This is a genomic window from Paraburkholderia sp. J11-2 (assembly GCF_905220185.1).
GTDB lineage: Bacteria > Pseudomonadota > Gammaproteobacteria > Burkholderiales > Burkholderiaceae > Paraburkholderia.
The window spans coordinates 1-14,859 of sequence record NZ_CAJMYY010000061.1 but is presented as its reverse complement, the minus strand read 5'-3'; the positions used below and the strand labels follow the sequence as shown (position 1 = coordinate 14,859).

Sequence of the window (14,859 nt, the reverse complement as noted above, 5' to 3'; positions counted from 1 at the left end):
CTGATCGACGGCTGTCAGTACTGTGGGCCGAAAGTAGGTCGACCGGGACGCCAACCGCAAAGCGCCCTTCGCGCCGGACAGGACCGCCTGCTTCACCAATTCTTCAATGTGCACCACTGCGGAGTCGCTGATGAGCGAAACGATGTGTACGCCGTCCGCGAAGCCATTGCCGATATGAAGTGCAGTCGCCTTCGAGGCTAGCCTCGAGTCAAACTTTTCGTAGACGTCCTCGTGGACGAAAAGCCGATTTGCACACACAGGTGCTTGGCCAAAATGACGAAAGCGCGCGTCTAACGCACCCTTCGGAGACAGCGCCAAAGTGAGGGCTGAAGGCAAGTCCCAGCGGATATGGAGTCACACAGAAACATCGTCTTCGTCCTGCTCGCCCAGCATACGCAACGCCGCCTTTTCCGCATTCAACACGTGCTGCCGGGCCAGTTCCTGCGCCTCGTCCGCGTCACGCGACTTCAGCGCCTTGTGGAGCTTGTCGATTTCCCGCAGGCTGCTCGGCAGCCGTTCGGGATGCATCAGCGAAGTCGCGCGCAGCAGATTCACGCGCGAGTAAAGGCTGTTGAGGATTTCCTTCACGAGATGGTTGCCGCAGTTGTCGAGCAGCACGTCGTAGAGCGCCGCCTTGGCCTTGAGCACGCCATCCTGGTCCTGCGCCGTCGCCTGGGCGCGCAGCATCTTCGCCGCCTCGCCGAATTGCGCGATGGCCTCGTCGCTGGCAAGCCGTGCGAACTCGTGCGCCGCAAAGCCCTCCAGCAAGGCGCGCAGCGCATAGAGTTCGACCGCCTCGTCGCGCGACATCACCGCGACCACGGGCCCCTTGTGCGGCACGTTGCGCACGAGCTTTTCGGCCTCCAGCTTGCGCAACGCCTCGCGCACGGAGGTCCGGCTCACGCCCAGCGTCTCGCACAGTTCACGCTCGATCAGCCGCGCGCCCGGCGCGAAGCGGCCGCTCATGATCGCCTGCCGCAGCACGTTTTCGACCTGGTGACGCAGCGTCTCAGGCCGGATCAACCCCATATCAGTCGACATTATTGTCTTCCCGTCCGACAAAAATCCAACCCATATGATACTTCACGGCCGCCCGTTTCAAGCGGTCGGTGCGTATAAATCCGCATCGGCGAATGCGCGTCGGGCTCGCGTCATCGCGGCAGGGAGCCGAGCCCGGTGCGCGATACGATTCGCAGGCTTTCGTCGAACCGGAGCACGAGCGGCTCGGCATGCGCGACTTCGAGCGAAGGGATCTGCATATCGTCGATTCCGTCCAGATGCTTGAACAGGGCGCGCAACGCGTTGCCGTGCGCGACCATCAGCACCGATTCACCTTTGCGTAACGCGGGTGTCACAGTGCTTTCCCATAACGGCAGCACGCGATCGAGCGTATCGCGCAGGCTCTCGGTGCGCGGCAGCGCGTCGGGGTGCGGCAGCGACGCCTCGTCGAATTGCATGACGATGGCCTGCTGCCGTTGCGCGTCGAGCGGCGGCGGCGCCGCGGCGAAGCCGCGCCGCCATATGTGTACCTGTGCCGCGCCGTACGACGCTGCGGCAGCGTCCTTGCCCATGCCCGTCAGCGCGCCGTAGTGGCGGTCGTTCAGCCGCCACGAACGCACGACAGGCCGACTGGGCGCGCCGCACCGTCCGATGATCAGATCGAGCGAGTGCCCCGCGCGGCTCAGCACCGAAGTCACGGCCAGATCGAACCGCATCGACCGCGCGCGCATCTGCTCGCCGATGCGTGTCGCCTGCGCGATGCCCAGCTCCGAGAGCGGCACGTCCATCCAGCCCGTGAAGCGGTTCGTGCGATTCCATTCCGACTGGGCGTGGCGCAGGACCACGAGCGTTGCGCATTCCGCCATGCGGACCTCGTCTAGTTGTGGCCCAGAATCGCGGACGCGCGGACGTGCGCCTGCTCGTTCCCATTCGACGCTAGCCGCGACAGCGGCGACATCTGGAGCGCCCGGTACATCGAGTTGGGCTCGCGTACGCACGGCGTCCTGGCTGGCCGCGTGGATGCGCGCGCCGTGCCGTGCGCCAGCTTCGTGCTGTCGTCTTCGATCGGCATCTCAGGACGTCGCCGTCGCGCGCCGTTTCTCCAGCGCCGCCTCGAGCAGCGGCGCGCCGAGTTCCGCGCCGTGAATGCCGGTGGTGCTGACGATCTCGAGCAATTCCATGAGTTCTTCCGCGCTCGCGCCGTAGCGCAACGCGTTCCGCATGTGCAGCTTGAGCCCCGGTACGTACAGATGCGTCGACGACGCGTCGAACGCGCAATACATGAATTCCTTGATCTTCGGGCTCAACACGCCCGTGCGCCATGGCACCGACGAAAACACGACATACGCCTCGAAGAAGTCGGGGTCGAACTCGAGCAGGCCTTCCCATGTCGGATGCCAATAGCCGCGATTCTTTTCGAACGCTTCCTTCAGCGCGCGGCGCCGTTCGTCGAGCGGTGCAGGTCCCGCGCGCAGCCCTTCTTCTTCGAGCACTTCGAGCAGTACGGGCACGCCGACATTGCTCGTATGAATGCCGATCGTGCTGATCAGCTCCAGCACTTCCATCAGTTCTTCACGCGTCGCGCCGAATGCGAGCGCGCGCTCCAGATGATGCGCGACACCGGGGCCGTATAGCTGCGTTGCGCACGCGTCGGCGGCAAGCGCGATGAAGGCGCGCACCTTGTCGCCGAGATGATTACTTCGCTGCGGCACCGCGGACAACTGAACATAGGCATCGACAAAGCCCGCGTCGAGACGAAGCATGCTGTCCCATGCGGCGCTCCAGCCGCCGTGCACGCGCACGAAATCGTCCTTGATCTGCTGCGGCTTGCGTGGCTCGCGCGCCGGCTGGTCTGCCTGATTCATTCAGTCGTTCCTCGTGATGGCGATGGTCAAATGGCTGCGCGCACGGAACGCGGCCCGCGCCGCGTTCCGAAATTTGCGTCAGCGTGCGTCGAGCCCCTTCGGGTAGTCGGCCTCCGACACTTCTTCCTGCCAAATCGACTTGCCGATCGACGTGGCGATATGAACCATGTAGCTGCCGTCGCTCGCGCCGTGCCAGTGGCGCTCGTTGGGTCCGATGAACACGATGTCGCCCTGGCGGATTTCCTGCGGCGCCTCGCCTTCCTTGCAGATCCAGCCCTTGCCCGCCGTCACCTGCAGCACCTGGCCCTGCTCGTGCGTGTGCCAGTAGGTGCGGCCGCGCGGCGCGAAGAACACCGTGTTGACGGTCACGCCGTCGGTCGTCGGCATCACGGGGTCGGCCCACACCGTACCCGAGAACGTTTCGCCGCGCTGCTCCGACATCCTGCCTTCTGCCCTGCCGTGAAAAACTTTCATGACTGCGTCTCCTCTTCTCGTCAAACTTTCCGCTTTCCATCGAACAGCCGCACGCCGCCCGAAACGTCGCCGATCGCATCGACGACCCGGTTGCTGATCACATCGCCATAGCCGAGCGCCGTGCCGAGGCCAAAGCTCGCGAGCGGCCCCGACGCGTTCAGCGACACCACGCCCAGCTCGCGCACGCGGTCGACGTAGAGCACGACGTCCTTCGTCATCAACTTGCCCGTCAGGCCGCCTTCCAGATAATCGCCGTCGACGATCTTCGGAAAGCGGTTCAGCGTCGCGAAGTTCACACCGCTGCTGCTGTTGAGCACATCGAGCAGCAAATGCAGATCGAGTCCCGCCTTCTTGCCCGCCACCATCACTTCCGCGCTCGCCGCGAGGCTCACCGCGTTGAGGAAGTTGTTCAGCAGCTTGGTCGTATGGCCCGCACCGCTTTCGCCCATGTGCGCGACCTTCGTGGCGATCGGCGCGAAGGCCCATTCGAGCGCTGCGACAGCGCTCGCTTCGCCGCCGACCATCAGCGTCAGCGTGCCCTTCTCTGCGGCGGTCGCGCCGCCCGAGATGCCCGCGTCGACATACTGGACGCCGCCTTGCGCGAAGCGCTGCGCGAGCCGTATCGTCGAACTGGCCGCCGCCGTGCTCAGGTCGACGACGATCTGTCCAGCGCGGCAATTCGCCAGCACGCCGCCCTCGCCTTCGACGACGGCCTCGACCACCTTGCTGTCCGGCAGAGATAGCATCACGACGTCGGCAAACTTCATGACGTCCGCTATCGTGGACGCGGCCTGCGCGCCCACTGCCTCCACGCGCCCGGGCACAGTATCGTAGCCAAGCACTGCGATGCCTGCATCGACGAGGCGCCGCGTCATGCGGCCGCCCATGTTGCCGAGACCGATGAATCCGATCCGTTCCTTGTTCATTTGCGCTATTCCCTTACAGTCAGGTCATTCGTCAGAAGTCGACATCCTTCGTTTCCGGTCCCATCAGCGCGCCGACGGCGCCGATCAGTCCGCCAATGCACAGCAGCACCACAGACGTCAGCCGCAACGGCATGAACGCGCTCAGCCAGTCCATGTAGAACGCGTAGAACGACGGGATGATCACCGAGAGGCTGAAGCCCACGCCGAAGCCTGTTGCACGCACATCGGTGACGAAGCGTTCGTTGATGTACGTGACGATCACGCCCCACGGCGATGTGACGAGCACGGCGAGCACGCAGACCAGCGCGATGATCGCCGGCAGTGACAGCCCGTCGACGTTCGCGAGCACATACAGCAGCGCAGCGCCTACCGTCGCGATCAGCGGGCCGACGATGGCGAAAAAGCGCCGCCGGCCGATCACCTGCGCGAGCATGCCCGAGCCGATATAGCTGAAGAACAGCACGAAGTAGGTGATCATCAGCGTCGACGTCATCTGGAAGCCGGTCAGATGCAGCGTCTTCACGAGCAGCCCCGTCGGCAGGAAAATCGTGATGATGTTCTGCGTGAGCCAGAAGCCCGTCATCATGATCAGCACCTGGAGCAGGTTGCGTCCGCTCTTGCCGCGCAGCAGGTCCGTCAACGGCAGCTTTTCGGGCTGATCGACCTTCTCGGCTGTTTCGCTCTTCCAGATCTCCGATTCGGCGACCTTGTGAACGTAGTACATCGCCAGCGCGCCCGCGAGCACGGCGCCCAGCACGAACGGAATCCGCCAGCCCCATTGCGCATACGGCGAGTGCATGCCGCTGAGCGGAAAGAACCAGAACATCAGCATGGCGATCAGATTGATCGACACATACGCGGCGGGAAAGCCCGCGATGATGAAGCCACCCACGAAGCCGCGCTGCGCCTTCTTCGAATACTCGATCGCAAGCGGCATCGCACCCGTATAGCCGCCGCCGAGAAAGATGCCGTCGACGAAGCGCAATAACACGAGCGCCCAGTACGACGCGATGCCGATGCTCTCGTAGCCCGGCAGCATCGCGATCAGCAGCGTGACGACGCCGAAGCCCGACACCGACCAGATCGACGCCTTGCGGCGCCCGATGCGGTCCGCGACCATCCCGAACAGCAGCGCGCCGATCGGCCGACCCAGCAGCGTCGTGATGAACACCAGCGACGCGAGAATCGTCTCCATTCCGCCCGACAGATGCGGCGGCTGGAAGAACGCCAGCACCGGCGACAGTACGACGACGGGCAGGTAAATGTCGAACATGTCGATGTACTCGGAGAAGAACGCGCCTTTGATGGCGTTGCGCCTTTTCGTTTCGATCGTCTGTTCGCCTTCGGACTGTACGACGTCGCTCGCCGTAAGTGTCTTCATCGTTGTCTCCTTTGGGGACCAGAGCCGGCGCTTTAGGAGCACCGTTCTGGTCCCATGCAAGCTAGTTGCATTGATTGCCCGCTGTGTGCGGTGCGTGGTCTGTGTACGTTGATGTTGGGCCGTCTCGACCTACTGCTTGCGCGCGCCGGGAAGGCGTGCGCCGCAACGTCAAACCGTCGAAGTCTCCGCTTCGTACGTTTTGATCGCGTCCGTGGCAACGCGGAACGCCGCCAGCGCGAGCGGCACGCCACAGTAGATGGCCGCCTGCATCAGCACTGCGCGGATCTCATCCTTCGTCACGCCGTTGCGCAGCGCGCCCTTCACGTGCACGGACAGTTCGTGATGCTGGCTCATCGCCGTGAGCATCCCGAGGTTCAGCAGGCTGCGCGTCTTGAACGGCAGCGTGTTGTCGCCCCAGATATCGCCCCAGCAGCACTCCGTGACGTACTTCTGCATCGGCCGGTTAAAGTCGTCGGCGTTGGCCCACGACTTCTCCACGTGCGCTGCGCCAAGCACTTCCTTGCGGTTTTCAAAGCCTTTGTCGAAACGTTCGTTGCTGTCCATCTTCAAGGTCCTCCCAGTTGCTCAACCCGTTCAGTTGCTCCGCGCACTCAGACTGCCTGACACGATGATTGTCATACAATCAAAACACGCAAAATTTTTTGGCACGCGTCCGGTTCACATCCGGCCGCGTGCCGCTTAGTCCGCGCCGTAACCGACCAATGCCTTCGTTTCCAGGTATTCGCGCAGGCCTGCCTCGCCCCACTCGCGGCCGTTGCCCGAGCGCTTGTAGCCGCCAAACGGTGCATTGAAATCGGCAGGTGGATAGTTCAGATGCACACCGCCCGCCCGCAGCGCACGGGCCACCTTACGGGCACGCATGATGTCGCCCGATTGCACGTAAGCGGCGAGACCATAGTCGGTGCCGTTGGCAATCGCGATGGCTTCCTCTTCACTGTCGTAGGGCATCATCGAGAGCACCGGCCCGAAGATTTCCTCGCGCGCGATCGTCATGCCGGGCGTGACGTCGGCGAAGATGGTCGGCCTCGCGTAGTAGCCCTTCTCGATGCCGGCAGGCAACCCTGTGCCGCCCGTCACAAGCCGCGCGCCTTCGTCAATGCCCTTCTTGATCAACGCCTGCACGCGTTCGAACTGGTTGCGGTTGACGAGCGGCCCGAGCTGCGTGGACGGATCTTCGGTCGGCCCGACGCGGTAGGATTCCGCCGCGCGCTTCGCGATCTGCGCGGCATCGTTCATCAATTGACGCGGCACCAGCATGCGTGTGGGGATCGAGCACGACTGGCCCGAGTTCGTAAAGCACGCGGCGACGCCGCGCTTCACGGCTTCTTCGAGGTCGGCGTCATCGAGCAGGATGTTCGCGGACTTGCCGCCCAGCTCCTGCGCAACGCGCTTGACCGTCGGCGCGGCCGACTGCGCGACGATCACGCCCGCGCGCGTCGAACCCGTGAACGAAACCATATCGATATCCGGGTGCGCCGCAATCGCTTCGCCGACGCCCGGACCATCGCCGTTCACGAGATTGAACACGCCCGCGGGCAATTGCGCTTCGTCCAGCACCTCGGCGAACAGCAATGCGCTCAGCGGTGAATATTCGCTGGGCTTGAGCACCATCGTGCAACCGGCCGCGAGCGCGGGCGCAATCTTCACGACGATCTGATTGACGGGCCAGTTCCACGGCGTGATCAGTCCGCACACGCCGATCGCTTCGAGCACGACACGCGTGTTGCCACGCTGCTCTTCGAATTCGAAGCGCTCGAGCACGTCGATCAGCGCGTTCAGATGCGCCGGGCCGCGAGCCGCCTGGCCGCTGCGCGCGAAAGAGATGGGCGCGCCCATTTCGCGGCGCATCGCCTCCGCGAATTCTTCGTAGCGGCGCTCATAGATTGCCAGCACGCGCCGCAGCATCGCGACGCGCTCGGCCACGCTTGTCGCAGACCACGCGGGAAACGTACGGCGCGCAGCGGCGACGGCGAATTCGACGTCTTGCGCATTGCCGAGCGCGAGACGCTCGAACGGCGCTTCAGTGGACGGATCGATGATGTCGAACCATCGTGGTGACGCGGGCTCGACCCAGCGTCCGTCGATATAAAACTGCGCGGCATGTGACATGGCAGGCTCCAGAGCAGAAATATCAGTGCGCATCGTCATCGAGCAGGCGGTACATTTCGGTGTGGTCGGTCGCGGGCGTGGAACGTTGCGCGGCTTCGTCCCACATTGCCGTGCAGGTCATGCCGAGCGTCATCGGATAGCCGACCGACTGCGCGAGCGAGCGTGCGATCTTCAGATCCTTGTTCATCAATTGCAGCGCGAATCCGGAGGCGAACGTGCCGCTCAACATGAACGGCTTCACCTTGTTTTCCGAGGTGTTGCTGCGGCCCGACGATGCGTTCAGCACATCCGTCATCACCCCCGGCTCGATGCCGAAGCGCTGCGCGACATGCAGTGCCTCGACCGTCGCCGCCAGTCCCGCCGCCGACACATAGTTGTTCAGCGCCTTCGCCGCATGCCCCGCGCCCGCGCCGCCGATGTGCAGAATGCTCTTGCCCATCGCTTCGAGCACGGGCTTGCACCGCGCGAGCTCCTCTGCGCTACCGCCGACGAGAATCGCGAGCGTCCCCTCCTTCGCTTTCTTCACGCCGCCCGACACAGGCGCATCGAGATACGCGAGGCCGCGCTCTTCGAGCACCGAGCCAAGCTTGCGCGAGCGTTCCGGTTCCGACGAACTCATGTCGATCACGACGGCGCCCTTCGCGAGCAGGCTCGCCCAGCCATCCGCGCCGCCGCCGAGCAGCACGCTTTCGACGATGGCCGAATTCGGCAGCATCGTGATCAATGCGTCGAGTGACGCGGCATTGTCCTTGTTCAGACGTTGCGCGCCCGTTTGCGTCGCGAGCGTGTCGGCGCGCGCAGCATCGGCGTCGTCGATGAACAGGTCGAAGCCGCCGTTGACGAGGCATTGCACCATCGGCGCGCCCATCATGCCGAGCCCGATGAAACCAATTCGCTTGGGTTGTGTCATGACATCCCTCTCTTAGCGCAGCGCGGAAAACGCGGTCGGTGTCAGGAAGTGATTTTCGATGCGCTCGACGATCGGCCTCTCTGCTTCCGTCGCGGCGCGCTTCGTGATCCATTCCGCGTCGGCCTGAAACGCGTTCCACTTCTGCTCGCGCTCAGCGAGGCTTTCCCATTTCAGCATGTATGTGAGCGCATGGTTGCTGGGGCCGATCAGCGTGGTCCAGAAGCCGATCTGCTCGATGCCGTATTTTTCGAAAAAGCCCAGCGTGGTGGACGTGAAACGGTCGAGCAAAGCTGGCAGGCGTGTGGGCGCGCAGTGATAGATGCGCATTTCAACGATCATGTGATTCTCCGTGGTTGTGTTGCTGGCTCGCAGTGTCAGCAAGAAAGGCGGCTCAGTCCGCGAGGCCTTCAATGGACGACCAGCGTTCGACGTACTTGACGAGTTCCGTCATGTCGCGCGCCGTGCCGTCCTGCATTGCGGCGTAGTTCCACACCTGGCGCGCGACACTGCCAACCCACATCGGCACGCCGAGCGCCTGGCATTCGTCGACGGCAAGGCCGATATCCTTGCAGACACTGCCGACGGGAAAGCCAAAATCGAACGTGCGCGGCAGCACGTGCTTTGGAAACTTGTCGAGCGTCGCGCCGTTCTTGCCGCTGCCCGCGTTGATCACCGACATCATGACCTCCGGGTCCAGGCCGCCGCGCATGCCCGCGACGAACGCCTCGGACGTGATCGCGAACGCCGTCGACGACAGCATGTTGTTCAAGAGCTTCAGCAATTGCCCTTGCCCAGCCTTTTCGCCCACGACGAAGACCTTGCCCAGCACGTCGAACAGGCCGCGCACAGCTTCGAGCGCGACGGGATTGCCCGCCGCCATGATCGCCAGCGTGCCCTTCGCTGCGCCTGCCGCGCCGCCGCTGACAGGCGCATCGACGGTTTCGATTCCCTTTGCCAGCAGCCCTTCGGCGACTTCCTTTTCGATGCGCGAGCCGACCGTGGACAAATCGACCAGAATCTTGATCGCGCTGCCTTCGATGAGTCCGCCGTCACCGAGCGCGACCTGTTTAAAGATCGCGGGCGTGGGCAAGCTCGTGAACGCGGTATGCGCACTGTCGGCCACTTCGCGCACCGATGCCGCCGCCTGCGCGCCAATCGCCTCCAGTTCAGCGACGGCCGCTTGATCGCGGTCGTACACGATGAGGCAATGCCCCGCATTGATCAGCCGCCGCGCCATCGGCCGGCCCATCGTGCCGACGCCGACGAAACCAAGCAGGCGACCGCTCTGTTGACTTGATGCCTGACTACTCGACATGACAATCCTCGTAAATTAAAGGGTCTCTGCGTTAATCCGAACCCCGGGCGCGCGTGAGACGCACCACGGCGGCCGCATCGGGCTCGGCATCGAACTTCCATAGTGTGTCGACAAGCGGTTGCGCATCGACACCCGAGCGACCATAGGCCGCGAGCCGATGCAGCTTGTCCGCCAGTTCGACGTTGGCGAGCGGCGCGGCGAGACTGCCGCGCGCAGCCTGCACGCGATTCGTCAGGCGTTCGCCCGAGCGCAGCGCGATCGTCACTTGTGCCGACTCCACGGGCCACGCAGCGTCACCGACGAACCGCAGCCGGCTCGCCAATGCGCGCAGCGACGGATCGGCCACGGCGGCATCGGTGAATTCTTCGAGTCCGGCCTTGCCGCGCGACAGCGCCACGGCCACGGCATGCTGCGCGCTGACCTGCGATTCGCGGCCCGTGCGCACGCCTGGCCGGTCGGTGCGCTCGCGCAGCAGCGGATGCCCTGTCAGCTCGATCTCTTCGATATCGTCGATGGACCAGCGCGCGTTGCGACGCAGATCGAGGCACGCATCGATCACCGGATTGAGCACCACGCCGCACGGATACGGCTTGTAGGTGTTCTTCAGCAGCGCCCACTCGCGCCCGAGGTCTTGCGTGAGTTCGCGCCAGTGCGGCGTCGACGCCGTCACGCGCAGGAAGCCGCGTTCGCCTTCGAGCGGAGCAACGGGGCCCGAAAAGCCGTCTTCAGCGAGCAGCGCAGAAAGCAGCCCGTTGCGCGCCGCGTTGCCGACGCTGATGCTCTTCGACATCGTGCCGAGCGTTTCGACCAGTCCGCCCGTCTGAGCGGACGCATTGCCGAGCGCCCACACGATGGCCTCCTCACCGAGTCCGCGCGCTTTCGCGACGGCAGCCGCCGCGCCGAACACGCCGCACGTCGACGTGATGTGCCAGCCTCGCTGATAGTGCTCGGGCGACACCGCGTTGCCGATGCGGCACTCGACTTCCACGCCGATCACAAATGCGAGCAGCAGCGCCTCGCCGCTCATCGCATGCGACTCGGCGAGCGCGAACAGCGCGGCGGCGACGGGCGCCGTCGGATGGAGAATGGTCGGGATATGCGTGTCATCGAAGTCGTATACGTTCGCGCTCATCGCGTTGAGCGCGGCCGCATTCAGCATGTCCGTGCGTTCGCTGCGGCCGACGACGGTCGCATTGTTGCCGGCGCAAAAGCGTCCGTAGATGGACACGGCCTTGTCGAGCGTGGGATCGTGCGAACCCGCCAGCGCGACAGCGAAGTAATTGACGAGCGAGCGTTTCGCTTCGCTGCGCACAGCAGCAGGCACGTCGCGCCACTGCGTATCTGCCGCGAAGCGCGCGAGTGCGCGGGTCAGTTCGCCGTTTTGCAGAGCGCGTGCATCGATGGGATCAGCCTGCAAGCCAGCCTCCTTCGATCGGCATCATCGCGCCCGTGATCTGGCTGGCCGACGGGCCGCACAGAAACACGACCATATCGCCGACATGCGCAGCGTCGACGAGTTCGCCAGTCGGCTGCTTGCCCTTGAGGAATTCGCGCACCGCATCGCCGCGATTCAGATCGCGTTCGTCCATCAATGCATGGATGCGGCCGTCGATGTTCGGCGTGAGCACCGAGCCCGGACAGATCGCGTTGCACGTGATGCCCTGACCCACGGTTTCGATCGCCACCGAGCGCGTGAGCCCGAGAAGCGCCGTCTTGGTCGTCACATAGTCGACGCGATTGGCGACGGCGCGCGCGCCGTATACCGATGTCATGTTGAAGATGCGTCCCCAGCCGCGCTCGCGCATGCCGGGCAACACCAGCTGGATCGCGCGGAACGCGGCCGTGAGGTTCACGGCGAGCGCACTGTTCCAGTGATCGAGCGCAAACGCCTCGATGCCCGCGAAATGCCGGACGACGGCATTGTTGATCAGCACGTCGAGCGAGCGCACGCGCTCTGTCGCCGCAGCGATCAGCGTATCGACACCCGCAGGCGTCGCGAGATCGGCTTGCACATACGCGACGTTCACATCGAACACGTGCTCCAGTTCGTCTATCGTGCGCATCATCTGCCCGGGCGTTTCGAGCCCGTGCAGGACGATGTCGCATCCCGCGCCCGCCAGCGCTCGCGCCATGGCGAGACCCAAGCCGTTCGACGAACCCGTGACGAGCGCGCTCTTGCCTTTCAAGATCATCTGACGCCTCGCTTAGCGCGTTTCTGCGTCGAGCCGCACGATCCAGCCTTCCGTCTCACGGTCATGCGACGGATAGCGCGTCAGCACCGCCGGATCGTGGCCGGGAATCACATGATTCGGCGAGCTCGCCAGCCGATGTGCGGCTTCATAACCTTCGAGCATGTCGCCGACGTTGTAGACGACGGGAAAGGGCCGATGCTCCTGCATGTTCGCGTAGAAGTGGGAAGCGTCCGATGCCAGCACGACCCAGCCGCGCTGCGTATGCACTCGGACGACCTGCAGGCCGTTCGTATGTCCGCCGACCCAATGCACGCTCAATCCCGGCGCGATCTCCGACGCGCCGTCATGGAACTGCACACGCCCTTCGAACAGACGGCCGACCATCGACTTCACATCCTCCGGTTCGAACGGATGGCTCAGCGCGTGATGACACATGCAGCGGCCCGTGCAATACGCCATCTCCCGATCCTGAAGGTGATAGCGCGCGCGCGGGAACAGCGAGGGATTGCCCGCGTGATCGTAGTGCATGTGCGTGATGATCACGTCTTCGACGTCACCGGCGCGAATGCCGATCTGCTTGAGGCCGTGTTCGACCCTGTTCGTGATCGTGCGGCCGCGCTTGTCGGCCATCGCCTGGTCGAAGCCTGTGTCGACGATGAACGTGCGTGTCTGTCCAACCACCGCCCATACGAAGTAATCAAGCGGCATCGGCACGTCGTGGGAGTCGCCGCCAATAAAGTTGTCGCCTGAGCGGCGCTCGAAATGCGCGTACTTGACTGCGTAGATCCGGTAGTTCTCAACGGGCAATGACATGTCTAAAGTGTCCTTTTGTCTGCTAATCCGTGTGGAAATCCTTGCGTAGCCCTTCACTGCGTCGCAGTCCGCGCGCTTCCTTCCAGCGCTTCTTCGCTCGCGGCGTCGGCGGCGATCGCTTCGAGCGAGCGGTGCTTCGTTTCCGCCCCGAGCACGCCGACGATCAGCGCCTGTATCAGCAGCGTGCTGACAATCAGCGCCAGTACGCCAGAGATGCCGAAGCGCATGAAGGCGCTCGCCACCGCATATGGCACGACGATGCTGACCGCACGGCCTACCGTGTTGGCGAGGCCCGAGCCGCGTAACCGCAGTTCAGTCGGGAACAGCTCTGGCACATACGTGGCGACGCTGAAGGACGACAGCACGTAGATGCCGGCCGTGATCGCAAAGCCCAGCGCCGTAATGGCCACCGCCGACTGCGCGAAGGGATAGGCGATGCCGAAGCCCGCGCATATGAGCGAAAACAAGACGATGCCCCACTTTCGACCAACGCGCTCGGCAAGCACAAATGCGATCAGCGAGCCCACCGGACCGCCCGCGAACATCAGCGCCGTGATACCGAGCGAGTTCGACACGCTGTGTCCCTGCTTGACGAGGAACGTGGGTATCCAACTGACGAATGCGTAATTGACGGTGAACAGCGCGACGAGAACCGTAATGGCCGTGATCGTGCGCGTCAGCAGGCGGCGCGAGAACAGGTCACCGAGCCGGGCGGCCTCGCTCGAATCGCTCGCATAGGACTCGCGAGCAGGAGACTCCGTGGCGCCGACCGTGCTGTCCGCGGTGCCGCCACACGCCGCCTCGATGCGCTCGACGATCTGCCGCGCTTCGGCGTTGCGTCCACGCGCAGCAAGCCAACGCGGCGACTCCGGCATTGACTTGCGCAGGAACCAGACGAACAGCGCGCCACATCCCGCTATCGCAAACATCCAGCGCCAGCCGTAGTGCGGGACGATGAGCCAGCCAAGGAAGGTCGACAGAAACAGCGACGTGTTGATGATCAGATTGAGGATCGTGCCAAAGCGGCCGCGCCAGTTCGCGGGAATAAACTCGCTGAGCGTGCCGTATCCGACGACGATTTCCGCGCCCATGCCGATGCCCATCACAAGACGGAAGAAGATCAGCCAGTACATTGACGGTGCTAACGCCGCGGCAATCGACGCGAAGCCGTAGATGCCAAGGTTGAACTGATAGCAGAAGCGGCGGCCAAACCGGTCGCCGAGCACCCCAGAGAGCCACGCGCCCGTCATCATGCCGATGAAGGTGACAGAGACGAACGTCGCGTTCAGACCCAGCGTGGATTCGCCGCTGTGGATCATCGCTGCGAGCACCGTTCCGGCGATGTAGATGTCGAACGAATCGAAGTACATTCCGGCCGCGATCAGCCCCAGCAGGCGCCAATGGAAGCCGGACAAGGGAAGTTTGTCCAGGCGCGCTCCGATGTTGACTTCCATCTGCATGATGCTGTCTCCGTCATGTGGGCGTTTTTTTGCTAGCCAGCGGCCGCCTTCGCCAGACGGCTGACCGCTCGTCTTCTGGCAGATTATATTCCTGTCATACAATCCGTCAAGAAGACTATTATCTGCACACGGAGGTGGGGCGGCGACAGTCATGCAGCCATCGACCTGACCGGCTTACCGTTGCGTGCGATCGAGATGGCGGCGGGAATGGATGCCGGACGGCCGTGCGGAATGACGGTTGCGCCTATCGCACAGAGACCGAGTCGAGCGGCCGGCTTGAGCGTCTTGCAGGATTTCTTTGCGGCCGCTCCGGCCAGCCGAAGCACGCGACAAGTCCATGTTCTTCGCGAGAATGTGCCGGCTTGATACAGCTATGAAGATAAGTATTCTTATC

Annotated in this window: 17 protein-coding genes; all 17 read right to left on the bottom strand. The window is 63.8% G+C overall.

Features of this window, described 5'->3' with window-relative positions:
- The coding region (locus tag U5A57_RS40805; RefSeq protein ID WP_321917961.1) for an aldehyde dehydrogenase family protein at positions 1–336 on the bottom strand (336 nt) is incomplete at its 3' end.
- Positions 337–354: 18 nt separating this feature from the next.
- Entirely contained in the window at positions 355–1,041 is a 687-nt protein-coding gene (locus tag U5A57_RS40800; RefSeq protein WP_321917962.1) for a GntR family transcriptional regulator, read from the bottom strand.
- A 110-nt stretch (positions 1,042–1,151) separates the two neighbouring features.
- Positions 1,152–1,865: a 2,3-bisphosphoglycerate-dependent phosphoglycerate mutase gene (locus U5A57_RS40795; RefSeq protein WP_321917959.1), complete on the bottom strand. Its 714-nt coding sequence runs from the start codon at positions 1,863–1,865 to the stop codon at positions 1,152–1,154.
- Positions 1,866–1,876: 11 nt separating this feature from the next.
- Complete coding sequence (locus tag U5A57_RS40790) at positions 1,877–2,071, bottom strand: hypothetical protein (RefSeq protein ID WP_321917957.1); 195 nt, start codon at positions 2,069–2,071, stop codon at positions 1,877–1,879.
- Between the two features lies 1 nt (position 2,072).
- Positions 2,073–2,864, bottom strand: coding sequence for a carboxymuconolactone decarboxylase family protein (locus U5A57_RS40785; protein WP_321917956.1), 792 nt, complete (start codon positions 2,862–2,864; stop codon positions 2,073–2,075).
- A 78-nt stretch (positions 2,865–2,942) separates the two neighbouring features.
- Complete coding sequence (locus U5A57_RS40780; protein ID WP_321917954.1) at positions 2,943–3,338, bottom strand: cupin domain-containing protein; 396 nt, start codon at positions 3,336–3,338, stop codon at positions 2,943–2,945.
- Between the two features lie 20 nt (positions 3,339–3,358).
- Positions 3,359–4,264: an NAD(P)-dependent oxidoreductase gene (locus U5A57_RS40775; protein ID WP_321917952.1), complete on the bottom strand. Its 906-nt coding sequence runs from the start codon at positions 4,262–4,264 to the stop codon at positions 3,359–3,361.
- A gap of 31 nt (positions 4,265–4,295) precedes the next feature.
- A complete protein-coding gene (locus tag U5A57_RS40770) occupies positions 4,296–5,645 on the bottom strand; it encodes an MFS transporter (RefSeq protein WP_321917950.1) in 1,350 nt (449 codons plus the stop codon).
- Between the two features lie 168 nt (positions 5,646–5,813).
- Complete coding sequence (locus tag U5A57_RS40765; protein ID WP_321917948.1) at positions 5,814–6,209, bottom strand: carboxymuconolactone decarboxylase family protein; 396 nt, start codon at positions 6,207–6,209, stop codon at positions 5,814–5,816.
- Between the two features lie 135 nt (positions 6,210–6,344).
- Entirely contained in the window at positions 6,345–7,775 is a 1,431-nt protein-coding gene (locus tag U5A57_RS40760; protein ID WP_321917947.1) for an aldehyde dehydrogenase family protein, read from the bottom strand.
- Between the two features lie 22 nt (positions 7,776–7,797).
- On the bottom strand, positions 7,798–8,685 hold the full coding sequence (locus tag U5A57_RS40755; RefSeq protein ID WP_321917946.1) for an NAD(P)-dependent oxidoreductase: 888 nt from the start codon (positions 8,683–8,685) through the stop codon (positions 7,798–7,800).
- A gap of 12 nt (positions 8,686–8,697) precedes the next feature.
- Positions 8,698–9,024, bottom strand: coding sequence for an NIPSNAP family protein (locus U5A57_RS40750; RefSeq protein WP_321917945.1), 327 nt, complete (start codon positions 9,022–9,024; stop codon positions 8,698–8,700).
- A gap of 52 nt (positions 9,025–9,076) precedes the next feature.
- On the bottom strand, positions 9,077–10,000 hold the full coding sequence (locus tag U5A57_RS40745) for an NAD(P)-dependent oxidoreductase (protein ID WP_321917944.1): 924 nt from the start codon (positions 9,998–10,000) through the stop codon (positions 9,077–9,079).
- Between the two features lie 31 nt (positions 10,001–10,031).
- Positions 10,032–11,417 (bottom strand): MmgE/PrpD family protein, encoded by a 1,386-nt coding sequence (locus U5A57_RS40740; protein ID WP_321917943.1) that lies wholly within the window; start codon positions 11,415–11,417, stop codon positions 10,032–10,034.
- Positions 11,407–12,192 (bottom strand): SDR family oxidoreductase, encoded by a 786-nt coding sequence (locus tag U5A57_RS40735; RefSeq protein WP_321917942.1) that lies wholly within the window; start codon positions 12,190–12,192, stop codon positions 11,407–11,409. Before U5A57_RS40735 ends, U5A57_RS40740 begins: the two co-directional genes overlap by 11 nt.
- 12 nt (positions 12,193–12,204) lie before the next feature.
- Complete coding sequence (locus tag U5A57_RS40730) at positions 12,205–13,005, bottom strand: N-acyl homoserine lactonase family protein (protein ID WP_321917941.1); 801 nt, start codon at positions 13,003–13,005, stop codon at positions 12,205–12,207.
- Between the two features lie 53 nt (positions 13,006–13,058).
- Positions 13,059–14,465 carry an MFS transporter gene (locus tag U5A57_RS40725; protein WP_321917940.1) on the bottom strand — a complete coding sequence of 469 codons (1,407 nt, stop codon included), beginning with the start codon at positions 14,463–14,465 and terminating at the stop codon, positions 13,059–13,061.
- Positions 14,466–14,859: the final 394 nt, after the last annotated feature.

Coding starts and splice junctions, on each gene's coding strand:
- U5A57_RS40790 (WP_321917957.1), bottom strand. CDS start 2,071: ATGCCGATCGAAGACGACAGCACGAAGCTGGCGCACGGCACGGCGCGC.
- U5A57_RS40730 (WP_321917941.1), bottom strand. CDS start 13,005: ATGTCATTGCCCGTTGAGAACTACCGGATCTACGCAGTCAAGTACGCG.
- U5A57_RS40765 (WP_321917948.1), bottom strand. CDS start 6,209: ATGGACAGCAACGAACGTTTCGACAAAGGCTTTGAAAACCGCAAGGAA.
- U5A57_RS40795 (WP_321917959.1), bottom strand. CDS start 1,865: ATGGCGGAATGCGCAACGCTCGTGGTCCTGCGCCACGCCCAGTCGGAA.
- U5A57_RS40785 (WP_321917956.1), bottom strand. CDS start 2,864: ATGAATCAGGCAGACCAGCCGGCGCGCGAGCCACGCAAGCCGCAGCAG.
- U5A57_RS40800 (WP_321917962.1), bottom strand. CDS start 1,041: ATGTCGACTGATATGGGGTTGATCCGGCCTGAGACGCTGCGTCACCAG.
- U5A57_RS40745 (WP_321917944.1), bottom strand. CDS start 10,000: ATGTCGAGTAGTCAGGCATCAAGTCAACAGAGCGGTCGCCTGCTTGGT.
- U5A57_RS40775 (WP_321917952.1), bottom strand. CDS start 4,264: ATGAACAAGGAACGGATCGGATTCATCGGTCTCGGCAACATGGGCGGC.
- U5A57_RS40780 (WP_321917954.1), bottom strand. CDS start 3,338: ATGAAAGTTTTTCACGGCAGGGCAGAAGGCAGGATGTCGGAGCAGCGC.
- U5A57_RS40725 (WP_321917940.1), bottom strand. CDS start 14,465: ATGCAGATGGAAGTCAACATCGGAGCGCGCCTGGACAAACTTCCCTTG.
- U5A57_RS40750 (WP_321917945.1), bottom strand. CDS start 9,024: ATGATCGTTGAAATGCGCATCTATCACTGCGCGCCCACACGCCTGCCA.
- U5A57_RS40755 (WP_321917946.1), bottom strand. CDS start 8,685: ATGACACAACCCAAGCGAATTGGTTTCATCGGGCTCGGCATGATGGGC.
- U5A57_RS40735 (WP_321917942.1), bottom strand. CDS start 12,192: ATGATCTTGAAAGGCAAGAGCGCGCTCGTCACGGGTTCGTCGAACGGC.
- U5A57_RS40760 (WP_321917947.1), bottom strand. CDS start 7,775: ATGTCACATGCCGCGCAGTTTTATATCGACGGACGCTGGGTCGAGCCC.
- U5A57_RS40770 (WP_321917950.1), bottom strand. CDS start 5,645: ATGAAGACACTTACGGCGAGCGACGTCGTACAGTCCGAAGGCGAACAG.